This window comes from Pseudomonas sp. NPDC088885, assembly GCF_044750025.1.
Taxonomy (GTDB): domain Bacteria; phylum Pseudomonadota; class Gammaproteobacteria; order Pseudomonadales; family Pseudomonadaceae; genus Aquipseudomonas; species Aquipseudomonas rustica.
Map to the genome: position 1 here is coordinate 17,912 of NZ_JBIVJB010000013.1, position 18,853 is coordinate 36,764.

16 protein-coding genes are annotated in these 18,853 nt (G+C 59.6%); 10 read left to right on the forward strand and 6 right to left on the reverse strand.

All coding sequences use genetic code 11. The features are described 5' to 3' along the window. Positions 1-114: 114 nt before the first annotated feature. Together ACIP1X_RS09020 and ACIP1X_RS09025 are read right to left on the reverse strand one after the other, a co-directional pair. The gene (locus ACIP1X_RS09020) at positions 115-1,434 is read right to left on the reverse strand and encodes an LLM class flavin-dependent oxidoreductase (protein ID WP_400751243.1); all 1,320 of its coding nucleotides are present in this window, start codon (positions 1,432-1,434) and stop codon (positions 115-117) included. Positions 1,435-1,436: 2 nt separating this feature from the next. Further along, positions 1,437-3,662: a TonB-dependent receptor gene (locus ACIP1X_RS09025; RefSeq protein ID WP_400751355.1), complete on the reverse strand. Its 2,226-nt coding sequence runs from the start codon at positions 3,660-3,662 to the stop codon at positions 1,437-1,439. 206 nt (positions 3,663-3,868) lie between these two features. Between ACIP1X_RS09025 and ACIP1X_RS09030 the strand changes: the two genes are divergently transcribed. After that, complete coding sequence (locus ACIP1X_RS09030) at positions 3,869-4,906, forward strand: LacI family DNA-binding transcriptional regulator (RefSeq protein ID WP_400751246.1); 1,038 nt, start codon at positions 3,869-3,871, stop codon at positions 4,904-4,906. Positions 4,907-4,911: 5 nt separating this feature from the next. Here the strand turns inward: ACIP1X_RS09030 and ACIP1X_RS09035 are convergent, their stop codons facing one another. After that, complete coding sequence (locus ACIP1X_RS09035; RefSeq protein WP_400751248.1) at positions 4,912-5,376, reverse strand: type II toxin-antitoxin system HicB family antitoxin; 465 nt, start codon at positions 5,374-5,376, stop codon at positions 4,912-4,914. After that, a complete protein-coding gene (locus ACIP1X_RS09040) occupies positions 5,373-5,555 on the reverse strand; it encodes a type II toxin-antitoxin system HicA family toxin (protein ID WP_400751251.1) in 183 nt (60 codons plus the stop codon). Before ACIP1X_RS09040 ends, ACIP1X_RS09035 begins: the two co-directional genes overlap by 4 nt. 396 nt (positions 5,556-5,951) lie before the next feature. On the opposite strand from ACIP1X_RS09040, the gene ACIP1X_RS09045 reads away from it, so the two are divergent. After that, positions 5,952-6,212, forward strand: a complete 261-nt coding sequence (locus ACIP1X_RS09045; RefSeq protein WP_212549990.1) for a hypothetical protein — start codon at positions 5,952-5,954, stop codon at positions 6,210-6,212. A 24-nt stretch (positions 6,213-6,236) separates the two neighbouring features. Here ACIP1X_RS09045 and betT read toward each other — a convergent pair whose 3' ends face one another. Together betT and epsC are read right to left on the reverse strand one after the other, a co-directional pair. Next, the gene (betT, locus tag ACIP1X_RS09050; RefSeq protein ID WP_171057266.1) at positions 6,237-8,198 is read right to left on the reverse strand and encodes a choline transporter BetT; all 1,962 of its coding nucleotides are present in this window, start codon (positions 8,196-8,198) and stop codon (positions 6,237-6,239) included. Between the two features lie 409 nt (positions 8,199-8,607). After that, positions 8,608-9,534: a serine O-acetyltransferase EpsC gene (epsC, locus tag ACIP1X_RS09055; protein ID WP_212549991.1), complete on the reverse strand. Its 927-nt coding sequence runs from the start codon at positions 9,532-9,534 to the stop codon at positions 8,608-8,610. Between the two features lie 190 nt (positions 9,535-9,724). Here epsC and ACIP1X_RS09060 point away from each other — a divergent pair, with 190 nt between their 5' ends. The 8 genes from ACIP1X_RS09060 (at position 9,725) to ACIP1X_RS09095 (ending at position 18,750) form a co-directional block, all read left to right on the forward strand. Beyond that, entirely contained in the window at positions 9,725-10,717 is a 993-nt protein-coding gene (locus ACIP1X_RS09060) for a D-cysteine desulfhydrase (protein WP_400751254.1), read from the forward strand. Between the two features lie 309 nt (positions 10,718-11,026). Next, positions 11,027-11,827 carry a cystine ABC transporter substrate-binding protein gene (gene tcyJ / locus ACIP1X_RS09065; protein WP_400751257.1) on the forward strand — a complete coding sequence of 267 codons (801 nt, stop codon included), beginning with the start codon at positions 11,027-11,029 and terminating at the stop codon, positions 11,825-11,827. After that, entirely contained in the window at positions 11,827-12,543 is a 717-nt protein-coding gene (gene tcyL, locus ACIP1X_RS09070; RefSeq protein ID WP_400751260.1) for a cystine ABC transporter permease, read from the forward strand. The genes tcyJ and tcyL overlap by 1 nt, the downstream gene beginning before the upstream one ends. A 4-nt stretch (positions 12,544-12,547) precedes the next feature. After that, entirely contained in the window at positions 12,548-13,297 is a 750-nt protein-coding gene (gene tcyN / locus ACIP1X_RS09075; RefSeq protein ID WP_053116512.1) for an L-cystine ABC transporter ATP-binding protein TcyN, read from the forward strand. A gap of 464 nt (positions 13,298-13,761) precedes the next feature. Beyond that, complete coding sequence (locus tag ACIP1X_RS09080; RefSeq protein WP_400751263.1) at positions 13,762-14,526, forward strand: hypothetical protein; 765 nt, start codon at positions 13,762-13,764, stop codon at positions 14,524-14,526. A gap of 394 nt (positions 14,527-14,920) precedes the next feature. Continuing rightward, positions 14,921-16,162, forward strand: coding sequence for an SfnB family sulfur acquisition oxidoreductase (locus ACIP1X_RS09085; RefSeq protein WP_400751266.1), 1,242 nt, complete (start codon positions 14,921-14,923; stop codon positions 16,160-16,162). A gap of 36 nt (positions 16,163-16,198) precedes the next feature. After that, complete coding sequence (locus ACIP1X_RS09090; protein WP_400751269.1) at positions 16,199-17,392, forward strand: SfnB family sulfur acquisition oxidoreductase; 1,194 nt, start codon at positions 16,199-16,201, stop codon at positions 17,390-17,392. Beyond that, positions 17,392-18,750 carry an LLM class flavin-dependent oxidoreductase gene (locus tag ACIP1X_RS09095; protein WP_400646133.1) on the forward strand — a complete coding sequence of 453 codons (1,359 nt, stop codon included), beginning with the start codon at positions 17,392-17,394 and terminating at the stop codon, positions 18,748-18,750. The genes ACIP1X_RS09090 and ACIP1X_RS09095 overlap by 1 nt, the downstream gene beginning before the upstream one ends. The last annotated feature ends 103 nt before the right edge of the window (positions 18,751-18,853 follow it).

Here is an 18,853-nt window from a genome sequence, read left to right on the forward strand (position 1 = left end):
GAAGCAGTCGTAAAACCAGCGCACTCGGTACATCAGGTTGACCGAAGCTTCAGGTCTTGGGGCGGCTCCGCCACCCATCGGGGATAAATCCCCTCACCACAAAAGCTCTACCAATCATGCGAAACGGTTTACAGGTCGGGCGAGCCCGAGGTTCTGGCGCAATGTCCGGCCTTCATACTCCGTTCTGAACAACCCACGCCGTTGCAGTTCCGGCACCACGCCATCGGCGAAGTCTTCGAGCCCGCCCGGCAGGTGCGGCACCAGCACGTTGAAGCCGTCCGCCGCGCCCTGTTCGAACCATTCCTGCAAACGATCTGCAATCTGCTCAGGCGTACCGACCAGGCTGTAATGCCCGCGCCCGCCAGCAATCTTGCGACCCAGTTCGGCAAGGCTCAGGCTCTCCCGCCCCGCCAGTTCAGTCAGCAATTTCTGCCGACTCTGCTGGCCGCTTTCGGTCAGTGGCAACGTCGGTAACGGCCCGTCCAGCGGGTACTTCGACAAATCGAAGTTACCCAGCATACGCCCAAGTAAAGCCACGCCAACCTCAGGTTCGACTAATTGCTGAAACGTTTCACATTTTTCCTGCGCTTCGGCTTCGGTGCGGCCAACCACGACAAAAACCCCGGGCATGATTTTCAGCGAATCGGCGCTGCGACCGTACTTGGGCAGACGTCCCTTGAGGTCGGCGTAAAACGCTTGAGCGTTGGCCAATGAAGTCTGCGCGGTAAACACCACCTCAGCCGTTTGCGCCGCCAACTCGCGTCCGGTTTCGGAGGATCCCGCCTGCACGATCACCGGTTGCCCCTGCGGCGAGCGCGCAACGTTCAGTGGGCCTTTGACCCGAAAGTGCTCACCCACATGATCCAGCACATGCAACTTCGCAGGCTCGTAATACGCCCCGCTAGCCTTGTCGCGCACAAACGCATCGTCCTCCCAACTGTCCCACAGCCCGGTGACCACCTGATGAAATTCGCGCGCACGGCTGTAGCGTTCGGCGTGGCCGATATGCTCGTCGCGGCCGAAATTCAGCGCCTCGGCAGCATTGTCCGACGTCACCAGATTCCACCCCGCACGACCACCCGAGAGATGATCGAGCGAAGCGAATTTACGCGCCACGTGATACGGCTCGTTGTAACTGGTGGTCGCCGTGGCGATCAGGCCGATGTGCTCGGTCACGGCACTGAGGGCCGAGAGCAAGGTCAGCGGTTCAAAGTGATCCGAGCGCGCCATGCGGCTGGCGATGTCCTGGGTCGGCGCGGCGACGCTGTCGGCAACAAACAGCGCATCGAACTTCGCTGCCTCGGCGATCTGCGCCAACCGCTTGTAATGGGCGAAATCCAGACCCGCATTCGCCGGCACATGCGGATGACGCCACGCCGCCACGTGGTGCCCGGTGGCCATGAGAAATGCGCCGAGTTTCAACTGTCTGCTCATCGTCAGAAATCCTTGCGCAGTTGCACGCCGAAGTAGCGCTCGTCATCCCGTGGCACGGCGCGGTAGATGTAGTTGCCACCGCTGGCGAGGACCGGCGAATAGGATTTGTCGGCCAGGTTTTTGCCCAGCAGCGCGACCCGCCAGCCGTTGGTGTAATCGGCCAGTGCGATGCTGGCGTTCCAGATGCCGTAAGCACCCTGTTTGGTGTCGACGTTCTGGCTGATGTCGTACTGCACTTCGCTCTGCCAGCTGTAGTCGGTGCCGAGTTCGATATCCAGTCCGTTATCCAGCGGGATGGTGTAGTCAGCGCGCACGTAGCTTTTCCAGTCCGGGCTGAACGGCAGCGGTTTGCCGTTGACGTTGCACGACGCCGCCGCGCCCGCCGGGCAGGCGAATTCGTCGATGCGGGCGCGGGTGTAAGCCAGTGCGCCGGACAGTTTCAATTGCTGGGTCGCCTGCAAGGCGTAATCGAGCTCGACGCCTTCGGTGCTGACGCTGCCGGCGTTTATCAGACGCGTCACAACCTGGCCGGCGACGGTGTCGAAGAAATTCGCCTGGTAGTTGTCGTACTCGCTGTGGAACACCGCGAGGTTGGTGGTCAGGCGATTGTTCCACGACGTGGCTTTGATCCCCGCCTCCCAAGTGTTGGACGTCTCGGGCTTAAGCGCTTCGGTGTCGCGCGGCTGCATGTTGAAGAACACGTTGTAGGCCGGGCCTTTGTAGCCGCGCGAGTAGGTCAGGTAAGTGGTGACGGCATCGCTCAAGTCGTACTGCACACCGAGACGACCGGACCAGCCGTCTTCGTCGACCGAGCCTGAGCTGCTGGTCGCCGGTTGGATGCCGCTGACGGTGGTCGCCGAAGTCGAAACGCGGCGGTGATCGTATTCGAGATCATCGTGGGTGTAGCGCAGGCCGGCGATGCCGCGAAAGTCGGACGTGAAGTTCAGCGTGCTCTCGCCAAACACGGCGTAACTGTCACTGGTGGTGCTGTAATCAGCGACGCCGCGATCGGTGCGCGTGGTCGTTGTCAACGTGCGCTGATAGGTCTCTTCGTCCTTGCCGTGCATGTAGAACAGGCCGCCGACGTATTCGAGAAATTCGCCCTTCGGCGAGGCCAAACGCAGCTCTTGCGAGTATTGATCGAAGGCAAGATCGCCCTTGTCCGCCGTGCCCGGGAACGCTGCGGTCACCGTGCCGAGACGGTCGCCGTCCTGATATTGGGTGTTGTCCCAGCCGCGCCACGCGGTGATCGACGTCAGCGTGTAATCGCCCAGTTGCCAGTCGAGCTGGCCGGACAAACCTTTGTTGATGTCCTCGACGTGAGTGCGGGTGTCGGTGTTGATGTCGCGGTTGTGGCTGGAGGCGTACGCCGGGGTCAGCGCGTTGGCGAACGCCGGGGTCAGTGACTTGCTGACCACGCCATTGGGGCCGTCGTCGTGGGACTGCATGTAGTCGGCGATCAGGGTGAAAGTGACGTCGTCATTCGGCGTGAATTCGAGTTTGCCGCGCACGCCACGATGGTTGTAGCCGTTGACCTCCTGACCGTTGTGCTCGTTGTCGACGTTGCCGTCGTAGGTGCCGAACAGCGTGCTGATCGAGCCCTTCAACGTCTCAGGAATCAGGCTGCCGCCGAGGCCGAATCGGGTGCGGCTTTCGTTGCCGCTGTAATACGACTGATCGATGTAGCCGTGGGTCTCGGCGGTGGGTGCCTTGCTGGTGATGTTGAGCACGCCAGCCGAGGCGTTCTTGCCGAACAGCGTGCCTTGCGGGCCGCGCAAAACTTCGACGCGCTCCAGATCCAGCAGATCCATGGTTGCCTGTCCCGGACGCGCATACACCACGCCATCGATCACCGTGGCTACGGTCGGCTCAACGCCTGGAGAAGTGGAAATTGTGCCAACGCCGCGCACGAACAACGAGGTGTCTTTGTTCGATGCGCCGGTGCGGAAATTCAGCGACGGTACTTGCTGAACAATGCTCGCCACGCCGTTGCGGTTATCGCGCTCAAGCTGCTCGCCGTCGATCACCGAGACCGCGACCGGCACCTTTTGCAGCGACTCTTCGCGGCGGGTCGCGGTGACGGTGACCGACTTCAGCGTCGGCTCCTGATCGCTGCTGTCAGCAGCGAATGCATTGGGCAACGGCAACACCGCCAACCCCGTCAGTAACCAGCCAGCGGCGCGAATCGACTGCGCCAGTTTGTGTGTCGCCCCAGGAATGTTGTGCATGTTCTGCCCGCTCGAAATTGGCCCTGATCCGCTGCCGTTCTGCGACGACAGCGCCTGAATCGGTGTCTTGGGCATTCGCTCGAGCGAGTAGCAGACAACGCGCTTTGTTAGCGCTAACATCACCAATATTGGCCATCCGCACATAGACCGTCCAATACTGAAAAATTAGTTTTATATGCGATTTGGTTTTTAACAAGGATCGAACCATGAGCGAAGAAAAGCCGCGCAAACGCCGTGGCGCCGGACGTGTGACCCTGAATGCCGTGGCGCGCGAGGCCGGGGTTTCGGCGATCACCGTGTCGCGCTACTTCAATCAGCCCGAACAGGTGTCGCCTGAACGCCGCGAGCGGATCGCGGCAGTGGTGGCTGATTTGGGTTATGTACCGAATCTGGTAGCCGGCGGGCTGGCCTCGGCGCGGGGGAAAATCGTCGGCATGGTCATTCCGAACATTTCCGGGCCGATCTTCGCCAACACCATTCAGGGCTTCAGCGATACGCTCAGCCGTCACGGTTATCAGCTGTTGCTGGCGTCGAGTTACTTCAGCACCGAACAGGAAGAAAACGCCGTGCGCGCGTTTCTCGGCTGGTCGCCGGCAGCACTGGTGCTGACCAGTCACTTTCACAGCGCGGGTACGGAAAAAATGATCGCCGAGGCGGATATTCCGGTGATTGAAACGTGGGATTACCAGCCGGAGCGGGAGCCGATGCAGATCGGTTTTTCGCATTTCGACGTAGGCGTGACGGCGGCGAATTATCTGCTGGGAAAAGGTTATCGACGCATTGCGTTCGTGCAGAACAGCGCGCCGGGAGACTTCAGCGCCCTGGAACGCCGCGACGGTTACGCGGCGACCTTGCGAGAGGCCGGCGTGGAGCCGTGGGTCTTTGCCCCCGACGTTGATCGCACGCCCTTCGAAGCCGGCAAACAGGCGATGGACGCCCTGATGAACGCCTCACCGCGCCCCGACGCGATCATCTTCGCCAACGACAACCTCGCCGCCGGCGGCCTCCTCGCCGGGCAACGCGCGGGCATTAAAATCCCTGAAGACTGCGCCGTTCTCGGCTTCGGTGATTACCCGTTCGCCGAGATGCTGCTGCCGAGCCTGAGCACGATCAAGCCGCCGGCGCTGGAGATCGGTGTGCTGGCGGCGACACGCGTGCTGGAAAGTCTTGGTGTGTTGCCGAGCGATGAAGTGCAACGGCTGAATCTGCTGCAGTGCCAAGTCATCGAACGGGAAAGCACCTGACTTCGTTATACCGACAATTCGCGCAAGGCGGCTGCCGCGAGGAAACCGGAGCGGGAGCGATAGCGCTGGTCACGCCGCACAGTCTGGTCAATACGCTCAAGCAGCTGTTCAGGCAGCGTGGCATTAAACCGCACTGACTTGCCGAAATACGGGGTGATATCAAAATCGACCACACCCCAGATCCCTCCCGCGTAATCCGGGTTATCGAGATGAGCATCAATCTCCCGCACTTGCGGCAACGGCGCGGCGTCGGCGACCAAGCCTTCATAATGAAGCGCCAACGCTTCCTGAGTATTCTCAAACGCCTCGGCGACCGTAGTGCCCGCAGAGAAGCAGCCCGGTACATCCGGGATGATCACGCCGTAGTCTGAGTCGGCATCCTTGTGCAGAACGACCGGGAATTTCATGTGAGTGAGTCCTTCCTCTGACAGGCCCTTAAAACGGCCTTCGTTTCCAATAACGGGCCTCATTTCAGGCCCGCCTGTTTCAAAATGCTGTTGATCGTGCCCTTGGGCAGATCGGAGTCGGGGTGTTGGATCGTCACCCTTCCCTGCTTGAACGCATGCTTGTACTGGTGGTGACTGCCTTTCACCGCCACCAGATACCAACCATCGTCCTCGATCATCCTGATCATTTCCCGACTGCGCATTTCCTTTGCCCTGTTCGACCGCTGGAGCTGTTTACTCTAGGGGACGCAGGCGACTTTTATACACACGATACACATTTAGATAAATACTAGCGTACTGAACAAACGCTCGGTTATGGGACAGATCAACGGCAGGCGCGGGCAAGCAAGCAAAACACGTCGCCGACCGAACTCTGTGCAGGAGTCGCAAAATGTGTTCAGTAAAGAAGCAGGACGGGCAGTGGCGGGGGCGGGATTGGCTATGCTCTAACTGACACCGAGGTGGCCCCTTCGCGAGCAAGCCCGCTCCCACAGGGTTTTTGCGTCGTTCACAATTCTGTGTTCAACACTGAAACCTGTGGGAGCGGGCTTGCTCGCGAAGGCGGCCGATCAAGCAGCGCCTATCCCGCAGGCACCACCATGCACACCGCTATCATCATTTTCTTCGGCCTGGTTCTGCTCGCCCTGATGCTCTACATCGGCGAGCGCATCGGTTTCAGTCGCCAGACCATGGCCTACAGCTTCGCCGCTCTGTGGCTAGCGTTGACGGTGATTAACGGCGCGGTGGGTGTGGTGCATGCGAAGCAACCGCTGGGTTCCGAAATAGCGATTGGCAGTGCGGTATTTGGCGTGCCGATGGCGGCGATGGTGTTGTTCATGGTGCTGAGCGCCAGGTCGTAAAACGTCCCGGCGCTCAACTGCCAATTAACGCACCAAATGCAAAAACTGCATATGCCGTTCGTACTGATCGAGGATGTCGTTGATGATCTGTTCTTTGGTGTAGCCGACCAGATCGTAGTCCTGACTGCCCTCGCTCAAATGCACTTCGGCGCGGTAGTAGCGACGATTGTTGAGCTGCTTCGAGCCCATCCCGCCACGCGCGAAGGACGGCGTGAAGTAGCCGCGCATCTGCACCTGATAGATGAATGGATGCGCATCGCCATGGCCGATTTCGAGGCTGACGCTGTCATTCGCCGGATCCGGCTGGGTGACCACATTCAAGCCTTTTTCGACAAACACCGCCGTCACTTCTTCAATCGCCGGGCGCACCGTGGTGTCCATGAAGCGGTACACCTCGTCGCGTGACGGGAAGTGCACCGCCTGACTCAGACGCTGACGCCAGCCGCCCGTGCCGCGTCGCGAACCGGAGACCGGCGCCAACGAATGCAACTGCGCGATCTGCTTCTGCGACTCGAGATAGAACGCCTTGTGCAGGCCCCACATCATCAACAACAGAATCAGCGAGAACGGCAACGAGGTCAGCACCACCGCTGACTTCAGCGCATCAATGCTGCCGGAGAACAGCAGCGCACTGGTGATCAGCGCGGTCATCGCGCCCCAGAACACCCGCAGCCATTTCGGCCCGTCTTCGTCCGGGCTACCGCCCTTGGCCGACAAAGTCGAGAGCACCACGGTGCCGGAGTCGGCAGAGGTGACGAAGAACACGAAGCTGATAAACACCGTCACGGCGATGACGGTTTTGCTCCATGGATAGGTTTCCAGCAGCAGGTAAATACTCATCGACGGGTTGTCTAGAGCCGACATGCCCAGCGCACTCATGCCGTGGTTGAGCACCTGATCGATGGCGCTGTTGCCGAAGATCGACATCCACGCGAGGGTGAAACCGAGCGGAATCAACAGCACGCCGAAAACGAATTCGCGGATGGTGCGGCCACGGGAAATCCGTGCGATGAACAGACCCACGAACGGCGACCATGCGATCCACCAGGCCCAGTAAAACACTGTCCAACCGCCGAGCCAGTCGCTCGGTTTGTCGTAGGCGTAGAGGTCGAAACTCTTCATCGGCAAGGCGCCGAGGTAGTCGCCGATGTTCTGGATCAAAGTGTTCAGCAAGTGCTGGGTAGGCCCGGCGAACAACACAAACAGCAGCAGTGCACAGGCCAACAGCATGTTGATGTCGGACATCACCCGCACGCCTTTATCGACGCCGGAGACCGCAACAATGATCGCCGCGCCCATCATCAGCGTGATCAGGCCGACCTGTATCCACTGGGTGTGCGCGATGCCGAACAGGTAGTCGAGACCGGAGTTGAGGTGCAGCACGCCGAAGCCCATGTCGGCACCGAGGCCGAACACCGTGGCGATGATGCCGAAGCCATCGACCGCGTAACCGATCGGGCCGTTGATGCGTTTGCCGATCAGCGGATACAGCGCCGAGCGCAGCGCCAGCGGCAGGTTGTGGCGGTAAGCAAAGTAGGCCAGCGCCATGCCGACGAAGGCGAACACGCCCCAGCCATGCAGGCCCCAGTGCAGAAACAGAATCTGCATCGCCTGACGCGCCGCATCCGCGGTGCCGGCCTCGCCTTGCGGCGGCTGGAGCATGTGGGTCAGCGGTTCGGACACGCAAAAGAAGAACAGCGTGATGCTGATCCCGGCGGCGAACAGCATGCCGGCCCAGGACAGGTAACTGAATTCGGGCTCGTCGTGGTCGGCACCGAGTTTTATCTTGCCGTAGCCGGATAAGGCGGTGACCACCACGAAGACCAGATACAGGGTCATCGCGAGCATGTAGTACCAGCCGACCGTGTTAGCCGCCCAGTTTTGCGCTTCCAGTAACCAGGCGCCTGCCTGTTCAGGCATGGCGATGACCACGAGACCAAACAGCAGAATCACCGTCGCGGCGAAATAGAACACCGGCGGATTCATGCGCACCAGACCGCTGGCGGGGGTAGACGATGCACTCATGAAACGTGCACCTCGAGGGGTTTAGACGTGGCTGAAATGATCGGACTCAGCAAAGGCAAGCCTCCTGTTGTGAGCGGGCAGCGAACCACCGGTTTAACTTGAATGAACGTTCAAGTTAAACATGGATGGGGGGGTAAGGACTAATCGTACGGCTAGGCGGTAGTTTTCCTACGCTAGCTCAAGGATGGGTATGACGCAGGTTTGAGGGGATTCGTTCACTGCAGAATTGGCTGATGGCCATTATCTCGATTTGGCTTGAAAACATTCGCGAGCAAGCCCGCTCCCACAAGGGATTTGTGCCGGTCACAGATCCAATGTGGGAGCGAGCCTGCTCGCGAAGAGGCCAGATGCCGCAACGCAATTTCAGAGCCTACTTCTGCGTCCCGTCATCATGCTGCAAGTTGGCCTGGGTCAGATTGCACCCCGCCGGCACACTGCGCGTCAGCCACACATTGCCGCCAATGGTCGAACCCTTGCCAATGGTAATCCGCCCAAGAATCGTCGCCCCGGCGTAAATCACCACATCATCTTCAACAATCGGATGACGCGGATGGCCCTTCTGCAACTGGCCGTCTTCGTCCGCCGGGAAGCGTTTGGCGCCCAACGTCACCGCCTGATAAATCCGCACACGCTCGCCAATGATCGCGGTCTCGCCGATCACCACGCCCGTCCCGTGATCGATAAAGAAACTGCGGCCGATCTGCGCCCCCGGATGGATATCGATACCGGTCGCCGAATGCGCGATTTCCGCGCTGATCCGCGCCAGCAACGGCAGCCCCGCGCGATACAAATGGTGCGCCAGACGATGGTGAATCACCGCCAGAATCCCCGGATAGCACAGCAGCACTTCATCAACACTGCGCGCCGCCGGATCACCGTGATAAGCGGCCAGCACATCGGTATCAAGCAGTGTGCGCAAGCCCGGCAAGGCCAGGGCAAAGTCCTGGATTATCTCAATCGCACGGGCTTCGACTTCGGTGTCATCCGAAGCGCTGTGGCGGGCGACATAACGCAGCTCCAGGCGCGTTTGCGCTAGCAAGGCATTCAGCGCGACATCAAGGGTATGACCGACGTAGAAATCCTCACTCTCTTCGCGCAGATCCACCGGCCCCAACCGCATCGGGAATAGCGCACCACACAGCGCTTCGAGAATTTCCGCCATCGCCGCCCGCGACGGCAACTCGCGACCACCCTGCTCGCCGGACGCCCGGCCGTTCTGTGCCCGCCACTGATCCCGCGCGCTGCGCAGTTGACTGACGATGGTCTGCAATTGCCAATGGCTGGAACGCTCGCTCACGGTAAAGACTCCTCACGGGCGGCCGGACTGTCTGGCCGCGTCAACGGCGACTACTTTACGGCATGCTCGCGAGGGCGAATTAAGAACCGATAGTGCTGGGCTCAGTTCATTTGGCTATAAGCAATTCGCGGTTGCCCCTGCAAAAACCCGTGCCTATAGTCCTTTCATCTTTCTCCGCCAGTACGGACTCATGATCAAACAACAGCTGGACCGCTTTAACCGTCTCGACCTGCTCGGCCACCCGACGCCACTGGAAAAACTCGAACGCCTGTCCGCATGGCTCGGCCGCGAGGTGTACATCAAGCGCGATGACCTGACGCCGCTGGCCATGGGTGGCAACAAACTGCGCAAGCTCGAATACCTCGCCGCTGATGCCTTGGCGCAAGGCGCCGATACGCTGATCACCGCCGGCGCGCTGCAATCGAACCACGTTCGCCAAACGGCTGCGCTGGCCGCCAAACTCGGTCTCGGCTGCGTGGCGTTGCTGGATAATCCGCTGGGCACCGACGACAGCAACTACACCGGCAACGGCAACCGCCTGCTGCTGGATCTGTTCGACACCAAGGTCGAGCTGGTCGACAACCTCGACAACGCTGATGAACAACTGGCCGCCCTCGCCGTGCGTTTGCGCAGCAATGGCAAGAAACCGTATCTGGTGCCGATTGGCGGCTCAAATGCGCTCGGTGCGCTGGGTTATGTGCGCGCCGGCCTGGAACTGGCCGAGCAGATCAAAGACACCGGCCTGAATTTCGCCGCCGTGGTGTTGGCCTCGGGCAGTGCCGGGACGCACAGCGGTCTGGCCCTGGCGTTGAGCGAAGTGCTGCCGCAATTGCCGGTGATCGGCGTGACGGTTTCGCGCAGTGAAGAAGATCAGCGGCCGAAAGTGCAGGGCTTGGCGGAACGCACGGCGGAGCTGCTTGGCGTCGAACTGCCGGAGAGCTTCAAAGTCGAATTGTGGGACGAATATTTCGGCCCGCGCTATGGCGAGCCGAATGCCGGTACGTTGGCGGCGGTGAAGTTGCTGGCGAGTCAGGAGGCGGTGTTGCTGGATCCGGTTTATACCGGCAAGGCGATGGCGGGGTTGCTGGATGGGATTGGTCGTCAGCGCTTTGATGCAGGCCCGATCATTTTCCTGCACACCGGCGGCGCGCCGGCGTTGTTTGCCTATAGGGATTTTCTGTAACGAGATCGTTCCCCACGCTCTGCGTGGGAATGCAGCCTGGGACGCTCCGCGTCCCTTTTAAAGCTGGAACGCGGAGCGTCCCCAGAGCCATTCCCACGCAGAGCGTGGGAACGATCAATATTCAAATAAGATCTAACAAATTAAATATTAAGTATTTTCAAGTCTAACGAAGACATCTTATAGTCTCGCCGCAGGCGAATTTCGCGCAAGACGCATAAGCTGCTTTAGGGCACGATAACGCAGGCGCACGAATCACGAATTCGCCAACTTTCCTTTAGCGTCTTCCATAAGAAAACACAGGGGCTCGTCATGAATTTTTCCGCACTACGTCGCAATCTGCTGGTGGGTTCACTGGGTCTGGCGCTGAGCGCCGGTCTGATCGGCCAAGCAGTCGCCGGTGAGCAACTGCAACAGATCAAGGACAAAGGCGTTATCAACGTCGGCCTGGAAGGCACTTACCCTCCGTTCAGCTTCGTCGATGCCGACGGCAAACTGTCCGGTTTCGAAGTCGAGCTCTCGGAAGCGATCGCGCAAAAACTCGGCGTCAAAGCCAAGATTCAGCCGACCAAGTGGGACGGCATTCTCGCCGCGCTGGAATCCAAGCGTCTGGACGTCGTAGTCAACCAGGTGACCATCTCCGACGAGCGCAAAAAGAAGTATGACTTCTCCGAGCCGTATACCGTTTCCGGGATTCAGGCACTGGTGCTGAAGAGCAAGGAGTCCGCACTCAACATCAAGACCGCCGCTGACCTGTCCGGCAAGAAAGTCGGTGTGGGCCTGGGTACCAACTACGAACAATGGGTTCGCGCCAACGTGCCGGGCGCTGACGTGCGCACTTACGATGATGATCCGACCAAGTTCGCCGACCTCAACAACGGTCGCACCGACGCCATCCTGATCGACCGTCTGGCCGCGCTGGAATACGCCAAGAAAGCCCCGAAAACCGTCGCCGCCGGTGAAGCGTTCTCCCGTCAGGAAGCCGGTGTTGCCCTGCGTAAAGGTGAGCCGGAACTGCTGGCTGCCGTGAACAAGGCCATCGACGAACTGCGTGCAGACGGCACGTTGAAGAAGCTGTCCGAGAAGTACTTCAACGCAGACGTCACTAAATAATGGAAGTTGGATTTCAATTCGAAGCGAACTTCCCGCAGTTGAGCCAGCAACTCGCCGAAACATCGGCGCTGTTGCTGAACTCCGCGCCCTTTCTGCTCAAGGGCGCGTACTACACGGTAGTCCTCAGCCTTGGCGGGATGTTCTTCGGCTTGCTGCTGGGCTTCGGCCTGGCGTTGATGCGCCTGTCGCGCTTCAAATCAGTGAGCTGGCTGGCGCGCGTGTATGTGTCGTTCTTTCGCGGGACGCCGTTGCTGGTGCAGTTGTTCGTGATCTATTACGGCTTCCCGCAACTGGGAATCGAACTGGATCCGTTACCCGCAGCGCTGATCGGCTTCTCGCTGAACATGGCCGCGTACGCCTGTGAAATTCTGCGCGCCGCGATCGGTTCGATCGAGCGTGGCCAGTGGGAAGCCGCCGCGAGCATCGGCATGACCCGCGCGCAAACCTTGCGTCGGGCCATCCTGCCGCAAGCAATGCGCACGGCGCTGCCGCCGCTGGGCAACAGCTTCATCTCGCTGGTCAAGGACACAGCACTGGCCGCCACCATTCAGGTGCCGGAGCTGTTCCGTCAGGCGCAATTGATTACCGCCCGGACTTTCGAAGTATTCACCATGTATCTTGCCGCCGCGCTGATCTACTGGATTCTGGCCACGGTGCTTTCGCACTTCCAGAACAAGTTGGAAGAGCGGGTCAATCGGCACGACCAGGAGTCCTGACACGATGATTGTCGTGGAAAAACTGACCAAGCAATTCAAGGGTCAGGTCGTGCTCAACGGCATCGACCTCGAGGTCAAGGAAGGCGAAGTCGTCGCGATCATCGGCCCCAGCGGTTCGGGGAAAACGACGTTCCTGCGCTGCCTGAATTTCCTTGAACAACCCACCAGCGGCCGGATCAAGGTCGGCGATATCGAAATCGATACCAGCCGCCCGTTGAACCAGCAGCAGGGTCTGGTGCGCAATTTGCGCCAGCACGTGGGTTTCGTGTTCCAGAACTTCAATCTGTTCCCGCACCGCACCGCGCTGGAAAACGTCATCGAAGGCCCGGTCGTGGTCAAGAAGATGCCGCGCGACGCCGCCATTGCCCTGGGCAAAAAGCTGATGGCCAAGGTCGGTCTGGCGGGCAAAGAGGACGCTTATCCGCGTCGTCTGTCTGGCGGTCAGCAACAGCGTGTGGCGATTGCCCGGGCGCTGGCGATGGAGCCGGAAGTGATCCTGTTCGACGAGCCGACTTCAGCCCTCGATCCGGAACTGGTGGGTGAAGTGCTGGCGACCATTCGTGGTCTCGCCGAAGAGAAACGCACCATGGTTATCGTGACTCACGAAATGGGTTTTGCCCGCGACGTGGCCAACCGTGTGGTGTTTTTCGACAAAGGCGTGATCGTCGAACAAGGCGAAGCCAAAGCGTTGTTTGCCAACCCTAAAGAGGAACGCACCAAACAGTTTCTCAGCAAGTTTCTGAATCACGCCTGAATCTGTTCAATGCGTTAAACGATAACTTCCACGGATGGAAGTTAGGCTTATCCCGCCGAATAAACTTCCTGCAATAACAAACACCCTAAATGCAGTGCACTTATATGTTCTGCAACAGACACATATCAATAGAAAACCCTGCTCAAACCATGATTGGGTTCAAACAGTCTCGCCCTCGAAACCGGCAAAACGCCCGGATAATCGTGGTCTCATTCGCCAATCCTCCTAGGCAGAATGCCTCGCAAGCGTAGGAAGGTTCTGATTAATTCGTAATTCACGGATTAGCTTAACGCCTCTATTGACTCCACTTCCCGCACGCTCTTATCTAGTCGCCAACCGACGTTTATTAGTTCAATCAACCAGCATTCTGACGCAACAGAAGTTCGCTGTTGTATTGCCTGGCAATTCACGCCTTTTGTTTTTCAGAAACGGACTTCGCTGCAAGGCTTCAAGGAGAGAAACCGATGACTCGCACTTCGAACACCCCCGAACTGGCGGCGCCGATCCTCGCGTCCGCGCAAAAAACCGGCATCAACCTGTCTGCGGCTGCACACCTGCTGATCGAGGTAGCGCCCTACCCCGGCATGGACGCCGGCGATCTGATCGAACTGTTCTGGAATCGCTGCTACGTCGCCTCCCGTGTACTCACCCGCGACGAGGTGGGCGAGGCCGTCAGTCTGCGTGTGCCGGAGAGTTTTATCGTCGACGGTACGGCGAGCATTCATTACCGGCTCATGCAGGTTGGCCAAGGCCCGGCGCTGTCGGCGGCGACGCGGGTGCAGGTCAAACTCGATTGCCCGGGCGGCCAGCCCCCAGCGCTGTCTGGGGACGAAAACCAGCAATTGGCACCCGTCACTCTGCCCGACACTATTCGCCGTCAGGGCGTGAATCCGAACCAGATCAAACGCGGTGTGCCGCTGACCATCGAGCCCTACGTGAACATGGCCGAGAACGACGAAATCACCTTGCGCTGGGGCGATGTGCGCATGGATCTGCCGGCAGTCACGGCGGCCGATGTTGGGCGGGCGATTCAGGTGTGGGTACCGCCGGCGGTGATTGTCGAAGCGGGCGAGGATTTGCGCCTGGACGTGACGTACTGCGTGATTGATCGGGTGGGCAACAACTCGCGCTGGGCACCGCCACGGACATTGAAGATTGGATGCGCGAATCCTTATCTGAAAGTGCCGCTGAAGGCCGAACTCAAGGCCGCCGAATCCCGCAAATATTGACTTCACTCCCCTGTGGCGAGGGGATTTATCCCCGCTCGGCTGCGAAGCAGTCGTAAACCCATAACACGCGGTGTGTCTGATGCACCGCGTTGTCTGATTTTGGGGCCGCTTCGCAGCCCAACGGGGATAAATCCCCTCGCCACAGGGATCGCATTGGCGCTTACAAATTTTGTTAACCAACCCGACCATCACCCCTTCTATACATATTCCTAAAAGTTAGTTTATTTAATATTTATACACGCTTAGGGTATATGAACCGGACCACCGGACATTCTTTCGTTCGCCGCACTTTTGCGGCGTTTTTCATAAGATGTGAGGTAGGTAGTATGGTCCGGAACACAATCACCCCAGTGCAGATCGCCAGGGCATTGCGTGCAGCCAAGGAGCGGCACTGATGTCCAGTCTGGCAGACGCAAACGTCCAGTCGGATCTGGACATCGCCCCGTTGTTGTTGCCCGCGCAGGTTTTGCGCAACGACGCACAAGCCATCAAAGCCGCCCATGAGCTGGCGCAAATTGCCCGCCTGCAGGCCGCCAAACGCGACCGTCAGCGCAAGCTGCCGTGGTCGGAAATCGAGCAGTTCACCCGCAGTGGTTTAGGCAGCATCGCCATCCCGCGCGAATACGGTGGCCCGCAGGTTTCATTCGTCACCTTGGCCGAGGTGTTCGCTATCATTTCCGCCGCCGACCCGGCGCTGGGACAGATTCCACAAAACCAGTTCGGCATCATCAATCTGGTGCTCGGCAGCGCCACCGAAGCGCAGAAAAAACAGCTGTTCCAGAGCGTTCTGGAAGGCTGGCGCATCGGCAATGCCGGCCCGGAACGCGGCACCAAAAACACCCTGGAATTGAAAGCGCGCATCACCGCCGACGGCGACGATTACGTGATCAATGGCCAAAAATTCTATTCCACCGGCGCGCTGTTTGCGCACTGGGTTGCGGTCAAAGCGCTCAACGATGACGGCAAGCAAGTGCTGGCCTTCGTCCGTCGCGGCACCCCGGGTTTGCGCATCGTCGATGACTGGTCGGGCTTCGGTCAGCGCACTACCGCCAGCGGCACGATTTTGCTGAACAACGTTCGGGTTGAATCGAGCCTGGTCGTCGACAACTGGAAGATCAACGAAATCCCCAACACCCAAGGCGCGGTGTCGCAGCTGATTCAAGCAGCGATCGACGCCGGTATCGCCCGTGGCGCTATCGACGATGCTATCGATTTCGTCAAAACCCGTGCACGGCCATGGATCGACGCCAAAGTCGAACGCGCCAGCGATGACCTCTACGTGATCGCCGACATCGGCAAACTGAAAATCGAACTGCACGCCGCCGAAGCGCTGTTGCGCAAGGCCGGCAAAGTCCTTGATCAGGTGCACGCCGCGCCGCTCACCGCCGAATCCGCCGCGCGCGCCTCGATTGCCGTGGCTGAAGCGAAAGTGCTGACCACAGAAATCTCTCTAATCGCCAGCGAAAAACTTTTCGAGCTGGCCGGCAGCCGCGCGACCCTCGGCGAATTCAACCTCGACCGTCACTGGCGCAACGCCCGCGTGCACACGCTGCACGACCCGGTGCGCTGGAAATATCACGCGGTCGGCGCCTATCGCCTCAACGGTACTTTACCGGCTCGCCATTCCTGGATCTGACGACCGCACACTTTCTCAAGTGCAATGGAGAAACCTATGACTTTTTCCCATCACGTCGCGGTCATCACCAGCGATGAACAAGCCCTGATCGTCGCCAGCGACCTGGCCGAAGATTTCAAACGCGACAGCGCCGTGCGCGACCGTGAACGTCGCTTGCCACTGCCGGAGCTCGACGTGTTTTCCCGCTCGGGTCTGTGGGGTATCAGCGTGCCGAAGGAATACGGCGGCGCTGGCGTGTCCAACGTCACTCTGGCGAAAGTCATCGCCCTGATCGCTCAGGCTGACGGCTCGCTCGGGCAGATTCCACAGAACCATTTTTATGCACTGGAAGTGCTGCGGGTAAACGGCAGCCACGCGCAAAAACAACGGCTGTACGCCGAAGTACTCGCCGGCCAACGTTTCGGTAATGCACTGGCGGAACTGGGCACCAAAACCGCTCACGACCGCGTCACCAGCCTCAAACGCGACGGCGACGGTTATCGCATCAACGGCCGCAAGTTCTATGCGACCGGCGCGATTTACGCGCAGCGCATCCCGACCTCGGTCGTCGATGAAAACGGTGTGCAGCAACTGGCGTTCGTCCCGCGTGACAGCAAAGGGCTGAGCGTGATCGACGACTGGAGCGGTTTTGGTCAGCGCACCACCGGCAGCGGCTCGGTGGTGTTTGAAGACGTCTACGTCGCCGCTGAAGACGTGATCCCATTTCAAAGCGCCTTCGAACGTCCGACCACGGTTGGCCCGTTGGCACAGATCCTTCACGCCGCCATCGACACCGGCATCGCCCGCGCCGCGTACGAAGACGCGCTGCACTTTGTGCGCAGCAAAACCCGGCCATGGATCGACTCCGGCAACGACAAAGCCACCGAAGACCCGTTGACGCTGAAGAGCTTCGGCCACTTGAGCATTCGTCTGCACGCCACCGAAGCCTTGCTCGAACGCGCCGGCGAATTTCTCGACGCCGCACAAGCCGAGAGCAATGCCGAAACCGTCGCTGCGGCATCGATTGCCGTCGCCGAAGCGCGCGCGATCAGCACTGAAATTTCCCTAGCCGCCGGCAGCACATTGTTCGAATTGGCCGGCAGTCAGGCCACGCTGATTGAGCACGGTCTCGACCGTCATTGGCGCAACGCCCGCGTGCACACCCTGCACGATCCGGTGCGCTGGAAATATCACGCCGTCGGCAACTACTACCTCAACGATGAAAACCCTCCACTGCGAGGGACGATCTGATGAGCGCGGCGAAAAAGAAGATCCTGCTCAACGCGTTCAACATGAACTGCATCGGCCACATCAACCACGGCTTGTGGACGCACCCGCGCGACACCTCGACGCGCTACAACACCATTGAGTACTGGACGGAACTGGCGCAATTGCTGGAGCGCGGCCTGTTCGACGGACTGTTCATCGCCGACATCGTCGGCGTGTACGACGTCTATCAGAACTCGGTCGATGTGCCGCTGAAAGAGTCGATCCAATTGCCGGTCAACGACCCGCTGCTGCTGGTTTCAGCCATGGCCGCCGTGACCAAAAACCTCGGCTTCGGTCTCACCGCCAACCTCACCTACGAGCCGCCCTATCTGTTCGCCCGACGCATGTCGACGCTTGATCATTTGAGTCGCGGCCGTGTCGGCTGGAACATCGTCACCGGCTACCTCGACAGCGCCGCCAAAGCCATGGGCCTCAGCGAACAAGTCGAGCATGACCGTCGTTACGATCAGGCCGACGAGTATCTGGAAGTGCTCTACAAGCTCTGGGAAGGCAGCTGGGAAAACGGCGCGGTGCTCAACGATCGCGAGCAGCGGATCTACGCGCAGCCGGAGAAAGTGCACAAGGTCGAGCACAAGGGCGAGTTCTATCAGGTCGAGGGTTATCACCTCTGCGAGCCGTCGCCGCAGCGCACGCCGGTGTTGTTTCAGGCCGGTAGCTCCGATCGCGGTTTGCTCTTTGCCGGGCGTCACGCCGAGTGCGTGTTCATCAGCGGTCAGAACAAACCGTCGACCAAGGTTCAGGTCGACAAGGTGCGCGCCAGTGCCGTTGAAGCCGGGCGCAATCCTGAGGACATCAAGGTGTTCATGGGCCTCAACGTGATCGTCGGCGCGACCGAAGAAGCGGCGTGGGCCAAGCACGCCGAGTACCTGAGTTACGCCAGTGCCGAGGCCGGTGTGGCGCATTTTTCCGCGTCGACCGGCATCGACTTTTCTCAGTACGAAATCGACGAACCGATCCAGTACGTGAAGAGCAACGCCATTCAATCGGCGACGAAAAACCTGCAGAACAACGACTGGACGCGACGCAAATTGCTCGACCAGCACGCCCTCGGTGGCCGCTACATCACCGTGGTCGGTTCGCCTGAGCAAGTCGCGGATGAGCTGGAATCGTGGATCGCTGAGACCGGCCTGGATGGTTTCAACCTGACGCGGATTGTCACGCCGGAAAGCTATGTCGATTTTATTGAGCTGGTGATTCCCGAGTTGCAGCGGCGTGGGTCGTATAAGACCGCGTACGACAGCGGCAGCTTGCGCGAGAAGCTGTTTCACGGGGAGGCGCAACTGCCTGAGCAACATACGGGTTCCGCATTTCGCCGCTAAAAGCTTCGCGAGCAAGCCCGCTCCCACAGGGGTACGCATTCCAAAATGTGGGAGCGGGCTTGCTCGCGAAGAGGCCCGACCAGACACCCAAAATTTATGCACT